Source organism: Vreelandella populi (genome assembly GCF_003989825.1).
Taxonomy (GTDB): domain Bacteria; phylum Pseudomonadota; class Gammaproteobacteria; order Pseudomonadales; family Halomonadaceae; genus Vreelandella; species Vreelandella populi.
On sequence record NZ_RZHE01000014.1, the window covers coordinates 59,962 to 80,856 of the forward strand.

20 protein-coding genes and 2 tRNA genes are annotated in these 20,895 nt (G+C 55.6%); 10 read left to right on the forward strand and 12 right to left on the reverse strand.

The window, feature by feature from the left end; translation table 11 throughout:
• Positions 1-55 precede the first annotated feature (55 nt).
• The gene (locus ELY25_RS14045) at positions 56-1,360 is read left to right on the forward strand and encodes a M18 family aminopeptidase (protein WP_126951901.1); all 1,305 of its coding nucleotides are present in this window, start codon (positions 56-58) and stop codon (positions 1,358-1,360) included.
• A gap of 67 nt (positions 1,361-1,427) precedes the next feature.
• On the opposite strand, the gene ELY25_RS14050 is transcribed toward ELY25_RS14045, so the two are convergent.
• From ELY25_RS14050 to ELY25_RS14090, 9 genes are all read right to left on the reverse strand, one after another.
• A tRNA-Met gene (locus tag ELY25_RS14050) sits at positions 1,428-1,504 on the reverse strand.
• A 64-nt stretch (positions 1,505-1,568) separates the two neighbouring features.
• Positions 1,569-2,660 carry a redox-regulated ATPase YchF gene (gene ychF / locus ELY25_RS14055; protein ID WP_126951902.1) on the reverse strand — a complete coding sequence of 364 codons (1,092 nt, stop codon included), beginning with the start codon at positions 2,658-2,660 and terminating at the stop codon, positions 1,569-1,571.
• Between the two features lie 82 nt (positions 2,661-2,742).
• The gene (pth, locus tag ELY25_RS14060) at positions 2,743-3,324 is read right to left on the reverse strand and encodes an aminoacyl-tRNA hydrolase (protein WP_126951903.1); all 582 of its coding nucleotides are present in this window, start codon (positions 3,322-3,324) and stop codon (positions 2,743-2,745) included.
• A 197-nt stretch (positions 3,325-3,521) separates the two neighbouring features.
• Entirely contained in the window at positions 3,522-4,157 is a 636-nt protein-coding gene (locus ELY25_RS14065; RefSeq protein WP_126951904.1) for a 50S ribosomal protein L25/general stress protein Ctc, read from the reverse strand.
• A gap of 96 nt (positions 4,158-4,253) precedes the next feature.
• Entirely contained in the window at positions 4,254-5,195 is a 942-nt protein-coding gene (locus tag ELY25_RS14070; RefSeq protein ID WP_185856352.1) for a ribose-phosphate pyrophosphokinase, read from the reverse strand.
• A gap of 57 nt (positions 5,196-5,252) precedes the next feature.
• Positions 5,253-5,327 (reverse strand) — tRNA-Gln (locus ELY25_RS14075).
• Between the two features lie 30 nt (positions 5,328-5,357).
• The gene (gene ispE / locus ELY25_RS14080) at positions 5,358-6,209 is read right to left on the reverse strand and encodes a 4-(cytidine 5'-diphospho)-2-C-methyl-D-erythritol kinase (protein WP_126951905.1); all 852 of its coding nucleotides are present in this window, start codon (positions 6,207-6,209) and stop codon (positions 5,358-5,360) included.
• 25 nt (positions 6,210-6,234) lie between these two features.
• Positions 6,235-6,873 (reverse strand): lipoprotein insertase outer membrane protein LolB, encoded by a 639-nt coding sequence (gene lolB, locus ELY25_RS14085; RefSeq protein ID WP_126951906.1) that lies wholly within the window; start codon positions 6,871-6,873, stop codon positions 6,235-6,237.
• A gap of 122 nt (positions 6,874-6,995) precedes the next feature.
• Complete coding sequence (locus ELY25_RS14090) at positions 6,996-8,774, reverse strand: tetratricopeptide repeat protein (protein WP_126951907.1); 1,779 nt, start codon at positions 8,772-8,774, stop codon at positions 6,996-6,998.
• 244 nt (positions 8,775-9,018) lie between these two features.
• On the opposite strand from ELY25_RS14090, the gene hemA reads away from it, so the two are divergent.
• From hemA to ELY25_RS14115, 5 genes are all read left to right on the forward strand, one after another.
• Complete coding sequence (gene hemA / locus ELY25_RS14095) at positions 9,019-10,329, forward strand: glutamyl-tRNA reductase (RefSeq protein ID WP_126951908.1); 1,311 nt, start codon at positions 9,019-9,021, stop codon at positions 10,327-10,329.
• On the forward strand, positions 10,326-11,414 hold the full coding sequence (gene prfA, locus ELY25_RS14100; protein WP_126951909.1) for a peptide chain release factor 1: 1,089 nt from the start codon (positions 10,326-10,328) through the stop codon (positions 11,412-11,414). The genes hemA and prfA overlap by 4 nt, the downstream gene beginning before the upstream one ends.
• Positions 11,414-12,256 (forward strand): peptide chain release factor N(5)-glutamine methyltransferase, encoded by an 843-nt coding sequence (prmC, locus tag ELY25_RS14105; protein WP_126951910.1) that lies wholly within the window; start codon positions 11,414-11,416, stop codon positions 12,254-12,256. The genes prfA and prmC overlap by 1 nt, the downstream gene beginning before the upstream one ends.
• Before the next feature lie 72 nt (positions 12,257-12,328).
• On the forward strand, positions 12,329-12,829 hold the full coding sequence (locus ELY25_RS14110; RefSeq protein ID WP_126951911.1) for an Lrp/AsnC ligand binding domain-containing protein: 501 nt from the start codon (positions 12,329-12,331) through the stop codon (positions 12,827-12,829).
• 4 nt (positions 12,830-12,833) lie between these two features.
• Positions 12,834-13,589 (forward strand): HesA/MoeB/ThiF family protein, encoded by a 756-nt coding sequence (locus ELY25_RS14115; protein WP_126951912.1) that lies wholly within the window; start codon positions 12,834-12,836, stop codon positions 13,587-13,589.
• Between the two features lie 244 nt (positions 13,590-13,833).
• Here ELY25_RS14115 and ahpF read toward each other — a convergent pair whose 3' ends face one another.
• Positions 13,834-15,390 carry an alkyl hydroperoxide reductase subunit F gene (ahpF, locus tag ELY25_RS14120; RefSeq protein WP_126951913.1) on the reverse strand — a complete coding sequence of 519 codons (1,557 nt, stop codon included), beginning with the start codon at positions 15,388-15,390 and terminating at the stop codon, positions 13,834-13,836.
• 234 nt (positions 15,391-15,624) lie between these two features.
• Positions 15,625-16,188 (reverse strand): alkyl hydroperoxide reductase subunit C, encoded by a 564-nt coding sequence (gene ahpC / locus ELY25_RS14125; protein WP_126951914.1) that lies wholly within the window; start codon positions 16,186-16,188, stop codon positions 15,625-15,627.
• 316 nt (positions 16,189-16,504) lie between these two features.
• On the opposite strand from ahpC, the gene ELY25_RS14130 reads away from it, so the two are divergent.
• From ELY25_RS14130 to ELY25_RS14145, 4 genes are all read left to right on the forward strand, one after another.
• Complete coding sequence (locus ELY25_RS14130; protein WP_126951915.1) at positions 16,505-17,608, forward strand: polyamine ABC transporter substrate-binding protein; 1,104 nt, start codon at positions 16,505-16,507, stop codon at positions 17,606-17,608.
• Positions 17,609-17,702: 94 nt separating this feature from the next.
• The gene (locus tag ELY25_RS14135) at positions 17,703-18,875 is read left to right on the forward strand and encodes an ABC transporter ATP-binding protein (protein WP_126951916.1); all 1,173 of its coding nucleotides are present in this window, start codon (positions 17,703-17,705) and stop codon (positions 18,873-18,875) included.
• Positions 18,876-18,906: 31 nt separating this feature from the next.
• Complete coding sequence (locus ELY25_RS14140) at positions 18,907-19,818, forward strand: ABC transporter permease subunit (protein WP_126951917.1); 912 nt, start codon at positions 18,907-18,909, stop codon at positions 19,816-19,818.
• Positions 19,815-20,657 (forward strand): ABC transporter permease subunit, encoded by an 843-nt coding sequence (locus ELY25_RS14145; protein ID WP_126951918.1) that lies wholly within the window; start codon positions 19,815-19,817, stop codon positions 20,655-20,657. Before ELY25_RS14140 ends, ELY25_RS14145 begins: the two co-directional genes overlap by 4 nt.
• Here the strand turns inward: ELY25_RS14145 and ELY25_RS14150 are convergent.
• A complete protein-coding gene (locus ELY25_RS14150) occupies positions 20,654-20,863 on the reverse strand; it encodes a zinc ribbon domain-containing protein (RefSeq protein WP_126951919.1) in 210 nt (69 codons plus the stop codon). The genes ELY25_RS14145 and ELY25_RS14150 overlap by 4 nt on opposite strands.
• Positions 20,864-20,895: the final 32 nt, after the last annotated feature.

Consider the following 20,895-nt stretch of genomic DNA (forward strand, 5'->3'; position numbering starts at 1 on the left):
TTGTAGCAGGTCGACTGCTCTGTGAGACTCAATCATTACTGTTATGAGGATTTCCATGTCCGAAGCTTTCAACGCCGACCGTTTAACCCGGTTATGTGATTTTCTGCGCCAGTCGCCCACGCCGTGGCATGCTACCCAGGCAATGGCCGAGCGCTTGGAAAAAGCGGGTTTTCAGCGGCTGGAAGAAACCGCAAATTGGCAGCTGACATCGGGGCAGCGCTACTACGTCACGCGCAATGACTCTTCGATTATAGCCTTTCAGTTACCTAACGGTGCACTTAAAAGCTTGCGCATGCTGGGCGCGCATACCGACAGCCCAGGGCTGCGCTTAAAGCCCAATGCCACTCAGTATTCGGCGGGCTGGCTACAGCTTGGAGTACAGGTGTATGGCGGGGTCTTGCTGACACCCTGGTTTGACCGGGACCTGGGTTTGGCCGGACGAGTACATGTACGCCACTCTGACGGGCGGATGGAAAGCGTCTTGCTTAACGTTGAGCGCCCGATTGCCATGGTACCGAGCCTGGCAATTCATATGGACCGTGACGTTAACGCCGGCCGCGCGATTAACCCGCAAACCCAGATGGCTCCGGTGCTGCTGCAAAGCGATAGTGCCGATCTTTCCGGCCTGCTGGCCACGTGGCTTGAAGAGCAGCACGGTATGCGCGGCGTTGACGTGGTGGATTTCGAGCTTGGGTTCTACGATGTGCAACCGCCATCATTGGTAGGAATCAAGCAGGAGCTTATCGCTAGTGCGCGCCTGGATAATCTGCTGTCATGCTTTATCGGTCTTGAGGCGTTGCTGGAAAGCGATGGTAGTCAAGGGGCGCTGCTGGTAGCCAATGACCATGAAGAAGTGGGCAGCGCCAGTGCCTGTGGCGCGCAGGGGCCTTTTTTAAGCGATGTACTCAAGCGTATTAATGGGCAAGTAGGGGGTGCCAGTGAAGAGTCGCTGATCCAGCTGATTCAGTCATCACTGATGATTTCATGTGATAACGCTCACGCGCTGCACCCCAACTTTCGTGATAAGCACGACGAGCGCCATGGCCCGGCGATTAACGGCGGTCCGGTCATCAAGGTAAATGCCAGTCAGCGTTACGCCACCAACAGTGTGACCGGTGCGCTATTTCGCGACGTGTGTCGCGAGGCTGACGTGCCGGTTCAGTCGTTTGTGACCCGGGCAGATATGGGGTGTGGAAGTACTATAGGGCCGATTACGGCCACGGAAGTGGGCGTGCCTACCTTGGATGTCGGTGTGCCGCAGTGGGCCATGCACTCGATCCGCGAAACCGCGGGTACCCGTGACGTAGAATACCTGACCCGAGCGCTGAAGGTATTCCTGAACCGCCCGGCGCTGCATTAAAAAAACGGGTTATAAAACTGCGCCAATGAAAAAAGCCCGCTGACGAATCAGCGGGCTTTTCGGTGTTTGGTGGCTACGCCCTGATTTGAACAGGGGACCCCATCATTATGAGTGATGTGCTCTAACCAGCTGAGCTACGTAGCCTTTCAACGGGGGCGTATGTTACTCAGTGAACCGCCGCCCGTCAAGTTTTTATTGCTGTCAGTACTTAGACGTTAAACCGGAAATGCACTACGTCGCCGTCTTTAACGATGTACTCTTTGCCTTCCAGGCGCCATTTGCCCGCATCCTTCGCACCCTGTTCGCCGTTAAGCGTCACGAAGTCGTCATAGGCAATCACTTCGGCGCGGATAAAGCCTTTCTGGAAATCGGTGTGGATGGCTCCGGCGGCTTCGGGGGCGGTGGCACCTTGCTTTACGGTCCAGGCGCGAACTTCCTTGACGCCTGCGGTGAAGTAAGTCTGTAGGCCAAGCAATGAATAACCTGCGCGAATTACCCGGTCAAGGCCCGGCTCTTCCATGCCCATCTCATCCAGGAACATGGCGCGCTCTTCGTCTTCAAGCTCAGCGATTTCAGCTTCCAGCTGGTTACACACCGGCACTACCACCGCGCCTTCTTCGGTAGCAATCTCTTTAACGATATCCAGGTAAGGATTGTTCTCGAAACCGTCTTCGTTAACGTTGGCGATGTACATGGTGGGCTTCAAGGTCAGAAAGCCAAAGCTTTTTACCTGACGCTTTTCGTCGTCATCCAGACCAAAGCTTCTAAGCGGCAGGCCTTCGGCGAGGTGTGGCTGAACTTTATCCAGCACGGCCTTGGTGGCCGTGGCATCTTTATCGCCGCCTTTGACCGAGCGCACCAAGCGCTGGCTGGCTTTCTCAACAGTATCCAGGTCGGCAAGCGCCAGTTCCAGGTTGATGGTTTCGATATCGGCACGCGGGTCGACCTGATTGGCCACGTGAATCACGTTGTCGTTATCAAAGCAGCGCACCACGTGGGCAATTGCCTGGGTTTCACGAATGTTGGCCAGGAATTTGTTCCCCAGGCCTTCACCTTTGGAAGCACCGGCTACAAGGCCTGCGATGTCCACAAATTCCATGGTGGTGGGCAGGACTTTCTCGGGCTTGACGATCGCGGCCAGCTTGTCTAGGCGCGGGTCCGGCATCGGTACGATGCCCACGTTGGGTTCAATGGTGCAGAAGGGGAAGTTTTCCGCGTCAATGCCGGATTTGGTCAGCGCATTGAAAAGCGTGGATTTGCCTACGTTGGGTAAGCCGACGATACCGCAGTTAAAGCCCATAAATTCATTCCTAGCCGCTAAGCAAGCGCCGCCTAAATGCTTTATCCAGCGCCTGCCTAAAGTGAAAAAAGATCAGTGTTAACTATTTTACGCTATGCAGGCGGTTCATGGCTTTCGCCCAGTCGCCTTCCAGAACAAGAGGGAGCGTGGCCTGGCACTCGTCTAGAGTGCGGTCAATCGCTTCCTGTTCGGCTTTACCGGGGCGACCAAGTACATAGTTGGTAACCTGGCGTGCCTCACCGGGGTGGCCGATACCAATACGGATGCGATGAAACTGCTTTTGATTGCCCAGTGCGCTGATGATATCGCGCAAGCCGTTGTGGCCGCCGTGGCCACCGCCTGTTTTATAGCGTCCCTGCCCCGGGGGGAGGTCGAGCTCATCGTGAGCGACCAGCAGGTTTTCAGGGGCAAGTTTAAAAAATTGGGTAAGTGCTGCTACCGCGGCACCGCTGCGGTTCATAAACGTGGTCGGGTTGAGCAGATGAAGCTCATGGCCGCCGATGCGTGCTTTGGCATAAAGACCAAGGAATTTCTTTTCCGGGCGTAGTTCGGTATGGGCGCTACGCGCAATGGCGTCAACGAGCCAAAAACCCGCATTATGGCGGGTGGCGTCGTACTCGGCGCCGGGATTGCCTAGGCCTATCAGGGCCGTTACCTGGCTCATTTACCTACCTCCAAAAAAATTTCCGGTAGAAATTTTTGACGTCGCATCAAGAGCGGCTCGAAGGGCGGTTGCCAGGAAGGCAAGCCGCAAAAAAAATCAAGCGCCGAAGCGCTTGATCTTATCATTCTTGGGCCATGCAGGCATGGCCCAAGCAAAGTACGTGTTAGCCGTTATGGCTTTGCGTACTGATATCAGGCTTATTCAGCGCTGGTACTTTCTTCGCCTTCACCTTCGCCTTCTTCTTCACTACGTACTTTTACTTTAGTGATGCTCAGAACGGCGTTGTCGTGATCTTCGCCATGGCTCAGGTCAACCGAGGAAACGCCGGCAGGCAGTTTCAGGTCAGACAAGTGCAGGGTAGTACCCAGCTCAACCGTGGAAATATCAACTTCCAGGTAGTCGGGCAGGTCTTTCGGCAAGCAGCTGATGGCCACTTCGTTAGCCAGTACGTGCAGTTCACCGCCCTGGTCTTTGATGCCCACACACTTCTCTTCGCCAGTTACGTGCAGCGGCACGTTCATGGTGATTTCGTGAGTTGCGTCAACACGCAGGAAGTCAGCGTGAGTCAGAAGCGGTTTGAAGGGGTGACGCTGAAGATCACGTACCACTACCTGCTCTTCCTTGCCGTCAACAACCAGTTTGATTACTGAGGAGAAGAAGGCTTCGTCTTCAATCGCCTTGTAGAAAGCAGTTTTTTCTACAGAGATTGACAGCGCGCCTTTCTCACCGCCGTAAACAACGGCCGGTACTTGCTGGTTCGCACGACGCAGGCGGCGGCTCGCACCTTTCCCCAGGTCGTTACGAACGCTGGCTTTCAGGATAAAATCAGACATGTAATTTGCCTCTTGGTTTAAGTAAGGAAACGCCGCCGACCGCGACCAGACGACGACGCTCCCAAGGCCCCAGAAGGGGGCTATATCGTCAGGCGATTAGTGGAACATCGCGCTGACAGATTCTTCGTTGCTAACCCGGCGGATAGCTTCCGCAATCAGCCCGGCAACGCTCAACTGGCGAATTTTTCCACTGCGACGCGCGTGGTCGGCAAGCGGAATAGTGTCGGTCACGACAACTTCGTCCAGTACAGAGTTGGTGATGTTGTCAACGGCAGGACCGGACAAGATCGGATGGGTAGCGTAGGCAACCACGCGTGCGGCGCCGTGCTCTTTCAATGCTTCACCGGCTTTACACAGCGTGCCGGCGGTGTCGATCATGTCGTCAACCACGACACAGGTGCGACCTTCGATTTCACCGATGATATGCATTACCTGGGCCTGGTTGGCCTGGGGGCGACGCTTATCGATGATCGCCAGATCGACATTGAGCTGCTTAGCGATGGCGCGTGCACGCACTACGCCACCGACGTCGGGGGAGACCACTACCAGGTCTGAATAATTCTGACGCTCAATATCATCCAGAAGAATCGGTGAGCCGTAGACGTTATCCACCGGCACATCGAAGAAGCCCTGAATCTGGTCAGCGTGCAGATCCATCATCATGACGCGGTCAACACCCGTTTTTACCATCATGTCCGCGACAACCTTGGCAGAAATAGGGACACGGGCGGAGCGCACGCGACGATCCTGACGGGCATAGCCAAAGTAAGGGACCACCGCCGTGATACGAGCTGCCGAAGCGCGACGCAGGGCGTCGATCATCAGGATCAGCTCCATCAGGTTGTCGTTGGTCGGTGCACAGGTGGACTGGAGGATAAACACGTCCTTACCGCGCACGTTCTCATTGATCTCGACTGCGATTTCGCCGTCGCTGAATTGGCCAACCGTGGCGTTACCCATACGGCTGTCCAAGCTCTCGGCAATCTTGTGAGCGAGTTCGGGATTGGCATTCCCGGTGAAAACCATCAATTTTGACACGCGCAGCCACCTTTGCAGTGTTTGGAATCAGGGGAGAAAACGCAGATCATGTCAGGTTGGCTGGGGTACCAGGATTCGAACCTGGGAATGCCGATACCAAAAACCGGTGCCTTACCACTTGGCGATACCCCAGCAATAACCTAATGCGATGACCGGGCGCTTTCAGCAGCCCAGAGCATCTTGTAGGGGAGAAATGTTAAGTCCGCGTGCGACCCATGTCGGCCAGCGTTGACCTGCCAATTCAGCGACTGCGCGTGCGGCTTTTTCGGATTCGAAAGTCGCAAACAAACAGGCGCCAGTACCGGTCAGCCGACTAGGTGCATACTGCGTGAGCCAATCAAGCGCTTCCGCCACCAGCGGATAGCGTTTACTAACGATGGCCTCGCAGTCGTTACGCCACTCAGACGCTCCCCCCTGCAGTGCGCGCGCCATAGTAATGGGGCGGCTGTCGCGTGTCAATTCCGGGTCCTGGAAGATCAGCGGTGTCGAGACGCTAACGCTTGGGTGAATAATCACAAACCAGGGCGTATCCAGCGTGACGATGGTCAGCTTTTCACCAATGCCTTCTGCCCAGGCGCTGTGCCCATGAATAAATACCGGTACGTCCGCCCCTAGCTGTAATCCCAGTGTAGCCAGTGCTTCAGATGAAAGCCCTAGCTGCCATAGCTGGTTCAGCCCGGCGAGCACAGTGGCGGCGTTTGAGCTACCGCCGCCCAGCCCGCCTCCCATGGGCAATTTCTTTTCAATCGTAAGATTGGCTCCTTGAGTCGTGCCTGAGGCGCGCTGAAGCAGGCGGGCGGCACGCACCATCAAATTATCTTCATGCGCTACACCGCTTACCGGTGTCGTCAGGTGAATCTCTCTATCCTCACGTAGCGTCAAGGTGAGCCGATCGCTTAAGTCGATAATTTGGAACAGTGTCTGTAGTTCGTGATAGCCGTCATCACGACGGCCTACAATATGCAGCATGCGATTGAGCTTTGCAGGGGCTGGCAGTGTTAATGAAGCGGACATGCTGACTCGCAAGTTAAGGTGTCGATCAAGAGCGCCATTGGTTGACCACCAGGGTAATACGCACGTCGTCGTAATTCATGACCAGGCGGCGCGGTAGCCACATGCCTTCCACTTCTTCCCAGTCGCGGTAGTCGATTTCCCAGCCGTCTTGTTGCAGGTTGCGTGGAAAGCCCAGCTCATCGGTTTCCATCTGATAGCTTGCGTGATCGCCTGGTAGACCGCGTACCCAATCAGGCATGGCGCTAACCGGTAACGACCAACCAAGCTGCTCTTCCATCAGGGCTTCGGGGGTTTCAGCTTCAAAGCGGCCTTCGCCGGTGGTCAGTGAGAAGCGGCCTTCCCGGCCTTCAAGCACGCTGCGCCCACCGCCAAACGGTCCGCTGATCAACATGCGAAAATAGTGGGGGTGCTGGTTCCAGTCCAGGTTGGCGCTTTGGTTCTCCTGCGGCGTGCGCAGGCCTGCCTTGCCGATCATCGTCCAGGTGTCAAAGGCTTCAACCTCTGCCTGTTGGCGTTCCCACTGGCCTGCCTGACGGCCGCCATCATCAATAGGCGCTTGTGAGGCACAGCCTGCCAGCAATAGCAGGGCCATGGCAGCAAGCCATAGCCGTGAGGTAGATGCTGTGCCGGTCAATTGCTTGGCGGTAGGCCGTATGGTCAACATAATAGACTCCATGTCCATGTAGTAAAATTGAAGGTGTTAAAGCGGCGCATTAATAGCTAAGGCTAAGCACTCAGCGAACGCTACGCGTATCAAGCGTGCCTATTGAAAATCCGGCTGGCTAGTTAGGGGGCACCTGCCGGGGTTAGTTCAGGGTAACGCTCAAGCAGCTCGTTAATTAGCGGATGGCGAGAGGTGCTCGCTTGTATACGCCTGATTATCTCGCGTGCTTCGTCGCTGCGCTCCAGCGCATGCAGCACTTCTGCCAAGTGAGCAGCCACTTCCTGGTCGGGCAGTTGGCTATAGGCACTTTCCAGCCAGGCCAGTGCGTCTTCTGGCCTTCCCAGGCGGAAATAGACCCAGCCCATACTATCGAGAACGGCCGGGTTGTTAGGGTCTGCCTCATAGGCGCGCTCAATCAGCGTGCGTGCTTCTTCCAAACGGCCCGGCAGATTCAAATCCGCAAGCGTATAGCCCAGTGTGTTCAAAGCGACCGCGTTGTTAGGTTCAATGCGCAATAGCTGGCGCAGGTCTCTTTCCATGCCCGAAAGATCGCCTGCCTCCCAGGCGCGCATGGCACGTAGGTAGAGCAGGTTGGTGTCATCGGGCGTACGGGCCAGTTCACGGTTAAGCAGCGCCGAGGCCTCGTCAGGTTGTTTGAGCTGATCAAGTAATTGAATTTCAAGGGCTATCAAATCGCCAAAGTAGCGGTCGTAGCGCATTCTCTCGATACGCAAAAAAGCCCGGGCATCAATCAGTCGGTCATCTTCAATCAGCATTTGTGCGGCGGTGGCGCGGGCAGGCAGAAACTCATCGCCTTCGCTTACCTGACGGTAATAAAGCAGTGCGTTATCAATATCGCCTTGGGACTGGGCGATGCCCCCCAGCAGGTAGTAAGCCAGGTTAGGCACGCGCTCCTGACCAATAAGTGGCTGCAGCAGGCGGTAAGCAGGCTCGCTATGTCCTTCTTCCAGATAGAGCTGGGCAAGCGCTAGGCGTAAATCCTGATTGCCGCCGTGGCTATCCAGTAAGGCGTCAGTCTGGGTTTCGGCGGCGGCAATATTGTTCAGGCGAATTTCAGCCTGGGCCAGCATCAGGATAAAACGCACATCGTCTGGAGCAATGCTGACTCCTTGCTGGGCGGCGCGCCGAGCGGTTTGTAAGTCGCCGGCTTCCAGCGCTAGGCGTGCCTGGGCAAGCCAGAGCGCTGGAGAATTGGGTTCGCGCTTGGCGACCTCATCCAGGCGTGACTGGGCTTGGCGGATGTCGCCGAGTGCTGCTTCAAGCAGGGCGGTAGCAAGCAGGGCATCGCTATGATGCTCAAGCTGCTCAGCGCCTGGCCGGGCCAGGTGGTCGCGCATTTGCCGGACGAGGAGGGTCAAAGGCGCACTCTGTTCACCCACTGCAACTTCGGCAAACGGGGTTAATTCGCCATCGCCACCTGTCTGGGTAATGGCCAATCGCTGCTCCAGGCTGTCTAGCCAGTCGCCACGCTGCAGAGATATTGAGGCCAGCAGCCGGCTGGGTAGCTCTGCTTGTGGAGCCAACTCTCGCCAGCGTAAGGCCGATGCCTCCAAAAGGGCGACATCTTCGCCAAAGCGGGCTGCGAACGTTGCACGCTCGGCAAGCGCTGGTGCGCTATAGCGTTGTGAGGCTTGTAAATACCCCTGACTGGCGTAGCGGTAGTCGCCACGCTGGCCAGCAAGCTCCGCACTAAGTAGGGTGCGCAGGCCGTCGGCGTCCAGGCCGCGTGTAATAGGCGGCGCTGAGCGCATAGGATCATCGGTAAACAGGCTGGTCGAGCCACCTTTAAAGGAGGGCGATGATTGGCAACCGCTCAGGAGTACCACGGTGGCGGCCAGGGGCAGCAGGGGTGAACCCGATAATAGTGAGCGAAGGGGCATGCGTCTCTCATTTAAGTGGCCGAATGCTCAGCATAGCGGCTTGACTGGCTGCGGCAAAGTGGTGTGCGCCAGATGTTGGTGTGCTGTGGTAGAATAGTTGACCTTGAAAGGTAGCCATACAAGCGCAATTGAATATTTTTGAGGCGCTGTCAAAGCTTGCGTTACTAAGCGCGAGACATACAAACCGAGATTTCAAGACCGATAGCGACGTGACGACCCAACCACTAGCGAAGACGCATACCGCATGACGCTTCTTGCCCTGGGAATCAATCATCGTACTGCTAGTGTGGCCGTACGCGAGCAGGTGGCTTTTACACCGGCGCAGTTAGAACATGCGCTGGAGCAACTGCGTGGCCTGCCACATATCAGCGAAGCTGCGGTGCTTTCAACGTGCAACCGTACGGAGCTTTATTGCGTAACGGATGCCGCCGGCGAACAAACCGTTCTTGAATGGCTTGGGCGTTTTCATAACCTGAGCATCGATGAGCTGACCCGCTGTGCCTACCACTATCTGGACAACGACGCCGCCCGCCATTTGATGCGCGTGGCCGTTGGCCTGGACTCCATGGTGCTGGGCGAGCCCCAGATACTAGGGCAGTTGAAGGATGCCTACCAGCAGGCCCGCCAGATGCAGGGGCTGGGCGGCGAGCTTGAGCGTCTGTTTCAGCATACTTTTGCAGTCGCCAAGCAGGTACGCACCGAAACCGGTATCGGTAAAAACCCGGTGTCGGTGGCTTATGCCGCTGTGAGTATGGCCAGCCGTATCTTTGATGATTTCAGTCGTTCAAGTGCGTTATTGATAGGCGCTGGCGAAACGATCGAGCTGGTGGCTCGCCATCTGCATGAGGCCGGTGTGCGTGAGTTGACCGTGGCGAACCGTACCCGCGAGCGCGCTGAGCTGGTGTCTTCCCGGTTAGGGGGAAAGGCAATCACGCTTCCCGAGATTCCAGCCGCGCTGGAAGAAGCCGATATCGTGATCTCTTCCACCGCCTCGCCGCTACCAATTCTGGGTAAGGGAATGGTCGAAAGTGCGCTGAAAAAGCGCCGCCACCGCCCCGTCTTTATGGTGGATATTGCCGTACCGCGCGATATCGAGCCTGAGGTAGGCGAGCTGGCCGACGTTTTCCTGTATACCGTCGATGATCTGGAAGAGGTTATCGCAGAGAACCGCCGTCATCGCCAGGTGGCTGCTGATCAAGCGGAGTCCCTGATCGAACATGGCGTGGGCAGCTGGCAGCACGAGCGACGCATACGCAGCGGCGGCGAACTGATTCGCGAATACCGCCATCACGGCGAGGCGCTACGCGATGAGTCGCGTGATCAGGCGCTGGAGCGTCTGGCGCGGGGGGAAGATCCGGCCAAAGTGATTGAGCGGCTGGCCCACCAGTTGGCTAACCGCTTGATGCACCAGCCCACCCAAGCGATACGCGATGCGGCTTCTCAGGAACATCATGAGTTCCTCGAAGCCGCGCCACGCCTGTTGTTACCTGTTAAACCTGCCTTTGAGAAGCCCGCGCCCAAGGCTAACCGTCATAAGGATAATACGCCCGCATGAAAGATACCTTGCGCCAACGCCTGGATAGCTTTACAGAACGCTTTGAAGAGCTGGCGATGCTGTTGTCTGATCCTGAGGTAATTAACAACCAGCAGCGGTTTCGCGATTATTCGCGCGAGTACGCTGAGCTGGATGAGCTGGTGGCCGCATGGCAGCACTATCGCAGCGTGGAAGATGATATTGAATCAGCCGAGCAACTGAGCCGGGACAGCGACCCCGAGATGCGCGAGCTGGCCGAAATGGAAATCATCGACGGCCGGGAAAAGCTGGAAACCCTGGATACTGAGCTGAAGCGCCTGCTGGTGCCTAAAGACCCTGACGATGACCGTGGCGTGTTTCTGGAAGTGCGTGCCGGCACGGGCGGCGATGAGGCAGCGATTTTTGCCGGTGATCTGTTTCGCATGTACTCCCGCTATGCCGAGAAGCGTGGCTGGCGCGTAGAAGTGGTTAGCGCCAGCCACGGCGAGCAGGGGGGGTATAAAGAGGTTATCTCACGAGTGAAGGGTGACGGTGTCTACGCACGCTTGAAGTTTGAATCGGGCGCGCACAGGGTTCAGCGCGTGCCGGCAACGGAGTCGCAGGGGCGTATCCATACCTCTGCGTGTACCGTTGCGGTTATGCCGGAAGTCGAAGATGTTGGTGATATCAACATCAATCCAGCGGACCTTCGTGTTGACACTTATCGTTCAAGCGGCGCGGGTGGCCAGCATGTTAACACCACCGATTCGGCTATCCGGATTACCCACTTGCCCACAGGTGTTGTCGTTGAGTGTCAGGAAGAACGCAGTCAGCACAAGAACCGCGCGAAAGCGATGTCTTTGCTGGCGGCCAAGCTCAAGCGTAACGCTGTGGATACCCAGCGCCAGGAGCAGGCCGATGCGCGACGCTCGCTGGTTGGCTCGGGTGATCGTAGCGAGCGCATCCGTACTTATAATTTCCCTCAGGGGCGGATCACCGATCACCGTATCAACCTGACGCTTTACAAGCTTACCGAAGTTGTCAGTGGTGAACAGCTGGATGAAGTGATCGAACCCTTGATTCACGAGTACCAGGCCGAACAGCTCTCGGCGCTTCAGGAAGCGTAATGACTTTTGATGCCCTGCTGCAAGCAGCTGCCAAAAGAGTCAAGGAAGCGGGCTCTGCGTCTGCTCGGTTGGATGCTGAAGTGTTGCTTACGCATGTGATCAAGCGCGACCGCACCTGGCTATACACCTGGGGTGATCGTGAATGCCCGCCTTGGGAGCACGCCCGTTTTGATGCGCTGATCGCCGCGCGTGTTCAGGGACAGCCAGTGGCTTACCTGACCGGCGAACGCGAGTTCTGGGGGCTTAGGTTGGCCACGTCAAAAGATACGCTGATCCCCCGGCCGGATACCGAAACGCTGGTTGAGGCTGCCCTGAATCGTGTTGCTTCGCCTTCTGGGCGGTTGCTGGATCTAGGCACCGGTACCGGGGCCATTGCACTGGCCTTTGCCAATGAGCAGCCCGGCTGGCAGGTGGTGGGCGTGGACCTTCGGGCAGAGGCCGTTACCCTGGCCCAGGGCAACGCCTGTAAGCTTGCGATTACCAACGCCTGGTTCAAGCAGAGCAACTGGTTTAGCACTTTCGCTCAGGATGGCACCGAGCGGTTTGACCTGATTGTCAGTAACCCGCCCTACATTGCGGCCGATGACCCCCATTTATACCAGGGGGATGTGCGATTTGAGCCTGTGAGTGCGCTTGTGGCGGCTGGCGATGGCTTGGCGGATCTGATGCATTTAATAGCCACGGCGCGGGGCTATTTAACCGCTTCGGGCTGGCTATTGCTTGAGCATGGTTACCGCCAGGCAGCCGATGTGCGCGCAGCGTTGGATAAAGCGGGTTACCAAAGCGTTGAAAGTATTCGCGATCTTAGTGGGCACGAGCGTATCACGTTGGGTAGGATTTAAGCCGCTTGATAGTCATTGATAGTAACAAGCCGCGTTTAACAACGGCCTAGTTTATGTGTAATGGATCCTGCCATGAAACCTAAAAATAGAACGCTGGACCGTATCGATCTTAAAATCCTGCGCTGTCTGCAGGGGAACGCACGTATTTCCTATGTAGATTTAGCCGCCGAAGTCGGGTTATCCACAACCCCTTGCCTGGAGCGCGTCAAGCGCTTGGAACGTGCCGGTATTATTCGCGGTTATCAGGCTATTCTTGACCCCGAAGCGCTTAAAGCCAATTTGTTGGTCTTTGTCGAAATCAGTCTAGAAACACAGTCACCGTCAGTTTTCGATGAGTTTCGTCGAGCAGTGGAAAAACTGCCGCAAATTCAAGAGTGTCATCTGGTCTCGGGGCAGTTTGATTACATCCTGAAATGCCGCATTCCCGAAATGGCGGCCTATCGCCAGCTGTTGGGAGAAGTAGTGCTGACCCTGCCCGGTGTCAAAGAGTCAAAAAGCTACGTGGTAATGGAAGAGGTTAAGGAAAACTTTAGCCTGCATATACCCAACTTCGAGGAATTTGAGGATAAGTAAGCCAATGATGGATGACCAGGCCCTGCTACGTTACAGCCGCCAGATCATGCTGCCTGAAGTGGACATTGAGGGCCAGGAGCGCCTACGGGGTGCCCGTGCACTGATCATTGGCGCGGGCGGGCTGGGGTCTCCTGCTGCTCTCTACCTGGCCGCTGCAGGCGTAGGGCAGATTACTATTGCCGATGCCGACACGGTTGAGCTTTCCAATCTGCAACGCCAGATTGCCCATCAGCAGACAAGCATAGGGCAGAACAAGGCTGTTTCCGCCAAACAGAGCATGCAAGCGCTTAACCCTGAGTGCCGGATCGTTGCATTTGAACGTCACGCCGAAGGGGAAGAGCTTGAAAGGCTAGTGGCTTCTGCTGATGTCGTGTTGGACTGCACTGATCGCTTTTCAAGCCGCTATGCCGTTAATGCGGCGACTCAAGAAGCTCGCGTGCCGCTGGTGTCTGGTGCGGCAATCCGGTTTTCCGGACAGCTTGCCGTCTTCGACCCTCGCGAGCCTGATAGCCCCTGCTATGCCTGCCTTTATCCGCAAGATGAACTAGGTGATGAAGCCCTGAGCTGCGCTGAAAGTGGGGTAATGGCGCCGCTGGTCGGGCTGATCGGCTGTTTCCAGGCGGTAGAAGCCTTCAAGCTTTTGAGTGGTGCTGGGCAGACTCACCAAGGACTATCCACGTTTGACGGTTTAAGTGGCCAGTGGAGGCACTTCAAGATGCCGCGCGACCCTGAGTGTGCGGTGTGCGCTTCTCGTACATAATGTGAACAAACTAGCCCCGTACAGCGCTTGCTGCTCAATAAGCAAAGCATGAAACAAAAAAAAGCCCGCTGGATAGCGGGCGTGACGTCACGGTCTTTTACGTCAAAAAGGATCAGAGGGGAAGGCAGGCTAGGGGCAGCGTTACTATCGAAAACCCGCTGCCCAGTACCTATCATCTTACATTCAATCGGTTTTAAAGCCTGATTGAATGAAACCTGCTATTCAATTCCCGGCAAGGCTGGGCTTAGTTGCGAATCAGGTAATCAAATGCACCCAGTGACGCTTTGGCACCTTCGCCCATGGCAATAATGATCTGCTTGTAGGGCACTGTAGTCACATCGCCTGCGGCAAACACGCCTGGGACGGATGTCATGCCGTGAGCATCGACGATAATCTCGCCACGTGGTGACATCTCGATGGGAGAGTCCTTCAGCCATTCGGTGTTGGGCACCAGACCAATCTGCACAAAGATGCCTTCCAGCGCGATATTCTTGATCTCATCGGTGTTGCGGTCTTTGTAGGTCAGACCGTTTACACGGCTTCCATCGCCCGTCACTTCGGTGGTCTGGGCATTCAAAATAATATCCACGTTGGGCAGGCTCTTGAGCTTTTTCTGAAGCACGGCGTCTGCACGCATTTCGCCCATGAATTCAAACAGGGTAACGTGGCCGACAATACCTGCCAGGTCAATCGCTGCCTCAACGCCGGAGTTGCCGCCGCCAATAACCGCGACACGCTTGCCCTTGAACAGCGGGCCATCGCAGTGGGGGCAGTAGGCGACGCCTTTATTGCGGTACTGCTGTTCGCCGGGTACGTTCATTTCGCGCCAGCGAGCGCCGGTGGCAAGCACCAGTGACTTACTTTTCAGCTTGGCGCCGGATTCAAACGTTACCTCATGAAGCCCGCCCTCGGTTTCAGCAGCCTTGAAGGCTGTGGCGCGCTGCAGGTTCATTACGTCAACCTCATACTGCTTGACGTGCTCTTCCAGTGCGCTAACCAGCTTCGGGCCTTCGGTGTGGGTCACTGAAATAAAGTTTTCGATACCCATGGTGTCAGATACCTGACCACCAAAACGCTCAGCGGCAACGCCGGTATTGATACCCTTGCGCGCCGAGTAGATCGCCGCTGCGGCACCCGCAGGGCCACCGCCGATGACTAGCGTATCGAAAGCGGCTTTTTCGCTGAGCTTTTTCGCTTCGCGATCGGCAGCACCGGTGTCTACCTTGGCGAGAATTTTCTCAAGGGTCATGCGGCCCTGGTCAAATGGCTTACCGTTCAGGTAAATGCTGGGCACGGACATGATTTCACGCACTTCCACTTCATCCTGGAAGAGCGCCCCGTCAATCGCTACGTGGCGAATGTTCGGGTTAAAGATCGCCATCAGGTTTAGCGCCTGAACCACATCGGGGCAGTTCTGGCAGGAAAGCGAATAATAAGTCTCGAAGAGCATCTCGCCTTCGAGCGCTTTAATCTGGTTAAGCACCTCATCGGATGCCTTGGGCGGATGGCCGCCTACCTGAAGTAGTGCCAGCACCAGCGAAGTAAATTCGTGGCCCATGGGGATGCCGGCAAACACCACGCCGGTCTCTTCGCCAGAACGGTTAAGGGCGAATGACGGGGTGCGGCTATCCTGACCATCGGTCTTCAGGGTGATCTTGTCACTCAGGCCATTGATATCTTCCAACAGACCTAGCAGTTCACGCGACTTGGCACCGTCATCAAGGGACGCAACGATCTCGAACGGTTGAGTCACTTTTTCAAGATAAGCTTTCAACTGATTTTTTAAATTGGCGTCCAGCATGACAATGGCTTCCTCGTAATCTTTAAAAGGTGTTCTCGATCCACAGCCACACACAGCCGACGTATAAAAAAGTCACGGCGCAGGCAGGCGTCAATGGAAAGAATCAGTAGCGCGTTTAAGATGGAACACCCGGGCTGATGCGCCCGGGTGTTGAGCAACCGCCGGTCAAACATGGGAACTATCTAATTGATAATTCAACGCTGCTTGTATAGGGCGGGCGGTTGCGTTCGCCGTTTAGATTTTGCCGACGAGGTCTAAAGAGGGTGCAAGTGTTTCTTCACCTTCTTTCCATTTGGCCGGGCATACTTCGTTGGGGTTTTCACGAACGTACTGAGCAGCTTTAACCTTGCGCAGCAGTTCTTCGGCGTTACGACCGATGTTGCCCGCATTGATCTCAACGATCTGAACTTTGCCGTCCGGATCAACAACGAAGGTGCCGCGTTCTGCAAGACCTGCTTCTTCGATCAGAACTTCGAAGTTGCGTGAAATTTGCAGGGTCGGGTCAGCCAGCATGGGGTACTGAAGCTTACCGATAGTCTCGGAGCTGTCGTGCCATGCTTTGTGGGTGAAGTGGGTGTCAGTTGAAACGCTGTAAATTTCGACGCCCAGCTTTTTGAAGGCTTCGTAGTTGTCAGCCAGGTCGCCAAGCTCGGTCGGGCAAACAAAGGTAAAGTCAGCCGGATAGAAGAAGAAGATGGACCATTTGCCTTTCAGGTCGGCTTCGGTTACATCGATGAATTCGCCGTTAAGGTAGGCGGTCGCTTTAAACGGTTTGACTTCAGTGTTGATCAAGGACATCCAGCTTATCTCCGTGTCTTATGCATGAAGGTGAAAACGATGTTGGTCATAGTAAGTGCTTTAGACTAATAGCTAAAATTGGAAAATACCATTCCCCTAATAGCTTGCTTCTATAAGACGATGATCCAATGTCGTTTCACTGCTCCTCTAGTGGGGGCAGTGCCACTATAATGCAAGAATCTTTCACATTGACTTGCGATAGATAACGCTGCAACGCAAAATTCGCAGGTTCAGCAGAAAGGCCTAAGCTGATGCTGACAGCTAACATACTCTGTAAGCACAGGTGATACCGTTTTTGAAAATCAGGAGCAGCGTAATGGGGAACATTCACAAACTTTCCGGGGCCGTTGCGGCCATTTCTTTTGTCGCAGCGGCGTCTGTCGCCCATGCCGATGAGGTGCGGGTTTATAATTGGTCTGACTATATTGCACCGGAAACGCTGGAAAAATTTACCGAGCGCACCGGCATTGCCGTTACCTATGATGTCTACGACAGTAACGAAACCCTGGACGCAGCACTTCTGGCTGGCCGTTCGGGTTATGACGTAGTCGTACCTTCAACGCACTTTTTTACCCGCCAGCGCAACGCGGGTGTATACCAGCCACTGGACAAGGCTCAGCTGCCTAACCTGGAAAATCTTAACACTGAGCTTACGGAAAATCTGGAAGCGATCGACCCTGATGGTGAGTACTCCGTGCCCTACATGTGGGGTACCAACGGCATTGGCTACAACGTTGAGCGCATCCGGGAAATCCTTGGCGACGATGCACCGGTAGATAGCTGGGCCATGCTGTTTGATCCTGAAATTACCACAGCGCTGAACGAGGCCGGCTGCGGTATTTCCATGCTGGATACCGGCGAGGAAATGATTCCTGCCGCCATGGCGTATTTAGGGCTGGATCCGCTGAGCCAGAGCACCGAAGACCTTGAAGCGGGCGGCGAACTGATTGGCGCCATTCGCAATAACATTACCTATTTTCATTCCTCACGCTACGTGTCGGATCTTGCCAATGGCGATATCTGTGTAGCGGGTGGGTACTCCGGCGACGTCTTCCAAGCCGCTGAGCGGGCTGAAGAAGCGGGCCGCGATTTTGAAATTGGCTACAGCATTCCCAAGGAAGGCGCTGCACTGTGGTTTGATGTAATGGCGATTCCTGCCGATGCGCCCAATACAGAAAATGCCCACGCGTTTATCAACTTTATTCTGGACCCTGAAATTGCGGCAGAAATCACCGATTATGTGAGCTATGCCAACCCTAACGCGGCGGCCGATGCCTACCTGCCAGAAGAAATTCTGAACAACCCGGCTATTTACCCGGAAACCGAGGTCATGAAGAACCTGTATGTGGCGATTGATATGCCACAGCCGGTACAGCGCGTTCGTACGCGTATCTGGAACCGCGTTAAATCTGGCCGCTAAGCAATACGCTATCTGACAGCGAGCCTGGCCTATGCCAGGCTCGCTGTTCATCTTTCAATGCCCGGGTTTCCGGGCCTTTTGATGGGAGTGGCGAATGCTCACTACGCCCCTGTCGAACGAACCCTCAGCAGCATCCCCAGCAGCCCAACGCCCCCAGGGTAAAACCCCACGGTTTGCTGAAGATATCGTGCTTGAGGTCAAGCGCTTAAGTAAGCGGTTTGATGATGCTTTGGCGGTCGACGATGTGAACTTAAAGGTAAAGCGTGGGGAGATTTTTGCGCTTTTAGGCGGTTCAGGGTCAGGCAAGTCCACGCTTTTGCGCATGCTGGCCGGGTTTGAAACGCCTACAGAAGGGCGGATTTTGTTGGGCGGCGAAGATATTACCGCCATGCCGCCGCATAAGCGGCCCATCAACATGATGTTTCAATCCTATGCGCTGTTTCCGCATATGAGCGTTGAGCAAAACATCGCCTTTGGCCTCAAGCAGGACAAGCTGCCCAAAGCTGAGATAGAGGCGCGCGTTGCGCAGATGCTGAAGCTCGTGCATATGGAGCGATTTGCCAAGCGCAAGCCGCACCAGCTCTCGGGCGGCCAGCGTCAGCGGGTGGCGCTTGCGCGTTCGCTTGCCAAGCGACCAAAGCTTCTGCTGTTGGATGAGCCCATGGGCGCGCTTGATAAGAAGCTGCGCACCGAAATGCAGCTAGAAGTGGTCGAGATCATCGAGCAGGTAGGCGTTACCTGCATCATGGTGACCCACGACCAGGAAGAAGCGATGACCATGGCGGACCGCGTAGCCATCATGGCCGATGGCTGGATCGAGCAGGTCGGCTCGCCGGTGGACGTTTACGAAAGCCCGGCCAGCCGAATGGTGGCAGAGTTTGTCGGTACGGTGAATCTGTTCGAAGGCGAGATAGTCAAGGACGCCGCCGATCACTGCCAGATTGCCTCACCGGCGCTTGAACGGCCTATCTATATCGACCATGGGATCACTACTCAGGCGATGGACCGGCGGGTCTGGGCCGCACTTCGCCCGGAGAAGATCTGGCTGACGCGTGAAAAGCCGACCTGTGAGTACAACTGGGCTGAAGGCAAGGTCGACGATATCGCCTATCTGGGCGGTTTCTCGCTTTACTATATACGTACTGCTACGGGTCAATTGATCAAGGTCAGCATGGCGAATACCGAACGGCGAGGCGACCGGCCTACCTGGGAAGACAGCGTGTATGTCTACTGGGAAGACCATAGCGCCATCGTGTTGAACCGCTAATGGGCCAAGCCCTTTCAGGAGATTGCCTTTAATGATGCTATCTCACTTAACCGCCACGCTTAGGCGCTGGCAGTTAGGCCGCCGTGCGGTGATCGCCTTTCCGCTGATATGGCTTTTGCTGTTCTTCTTGCTGCCTTTTGCACTGGTATTGAAAATCAGCCTGTCACAGGGGGCGGTAGCCATTCCCCCCTACGGGCCGCTGGTCGAGTATGCCGACCAGACCCTGAATATTTTTCTGAATCTGGGCAACTACCTGTTCCTGCTGTCGGATTCGCTGTACGTCGCGGCCTACTGGGGATCGGTGAAAACAGCGTTTATGTCCACTGTGGTCTGCCTGCTGATCGGCTACCCCATGGCGTATGCCATGGCGCGCGCACCGGCACGCTGGCAGCTCTTGCTGCTGCTGCTGGTCATGCTGCCTTCCTGGACATCGTTTTTGATTCGGGTTTACGCCTGGATGGGCATTCTAAGTAACAGCGGGTTGATCAATAACTTGCTGATGGGGCTGGGATTGATCGAGACGCCGCTACGCATGATGAACACTCAGTTTGCTGTGGTGATCGGCATTGTTTACGCCTACCTGCCTTTTATGGTGTTGCCGCTTTATGCCCACCTGACCCGGCTGGATAACTCGCTGCTGGAAGCGGCGTCAGACCTTGGTTCTCGCAAGCTGAACACCTTCATCAAGGTAACCCTGCCGCTGTCGATGGGCGGAATTATCGCGGGCTCGATGCTGGTGTTTATTCCGGCAGTCGGGGAGTTTGTTATTCCGGAACTGCTGGGTGGGCCGAATACCTTGATGATCGGCAAAGTGCTATGGGAAGAGTTTTTCCTTAACCGCGATTGGCCAATCGCCTCGGCACTAGCAATGGTCATGCTGCTACTGCTGCTGATACCCATTGTCTGGTTTCATCGCTATCAGTCTCGGGAGCTTGAAGAATGAGCCTAGTACGTCGGCGGCCCCACTTTTCAACCGTCATGCTGATCATCGGCCTGCTGTTTCTTTATCTGCCGATGGCGGTACTGGTGGTGTACTCCTTCAACTCCTCCCGGTTGGTGACCGTATGGGCAGGGTTCTCGACCCAGTGGTATGCCGCGCTGTTTCGCGATCAGCAAATTCTATCGGCAGTATGGACAAGCCTTGAAATTGCTTTTTTCGCCGCCAGCATGGCGGTCTGCCTGGGTACGGTGGCCGCATTTGTCATGACACGGTTTGGGCGCTTTCGGGGTAAGACAGCGCTTTCCAGTATGGTGACCGCACCTTTGGTTATGCCGGAAGTCATTACCGGATTGTCATTACTGCTGTTATTTGTGCAGATGGCCCAGCTAACTGGTTGGCCTGCCGATCGGGGTGCGGGCACCATCTGGATCGCACACACCACGTTTTGCAGCGCCTATGTAGCGGTCGTGGTGGCAGCGCGGCTTCGCGAGCTTGATAGCTCCATCGAAGAAGCTGCGATGGATTTGGGCTCGCCGCCGCTGAAAACGTTCTTTTTTGTGACCCTGCCGATTATTTCCCCGGCACTGGTGGCGGGTTGGCTGTTAGCCTTTACGTTATCGCTGGATGATCTGGTAATCGCAAGCTTTGTGTCAGGCCCTGGGGCAAACACGCTGCCAATGGTGGTTTTTTCATCGGTGCGAATGGGGGTCTCACCCAAGATCAACGCCCTGGCGACATTGATCATTCTGACGGTATCACTAGCAACCTTTTTGGCGTGGTACTTCATGCGCCGCAACGAAGCCAAGCGCCAGGTCATCTTGCAGCAGGAAGATGCCGGTTAGAAAACATCGTCGTCCCGGCCGGTGAGCACGGCTTCAAGCTCGCCGGTCATTGGCGAGACCACGATTTCCAACTGAATTGGCGCGCAGCATTGGTGGCAATCCTCCCATGTTGCATGGCTACCCTGAGAGGTATCAATCACGAAGGTAAGCGATGCATCGCAGTAAGGGCAGTGAAAGTCGTGGTTGACTAAGGCATCATCGTGCATAAACGGCTACCTTTAACAGTTTGAAGCTTAAA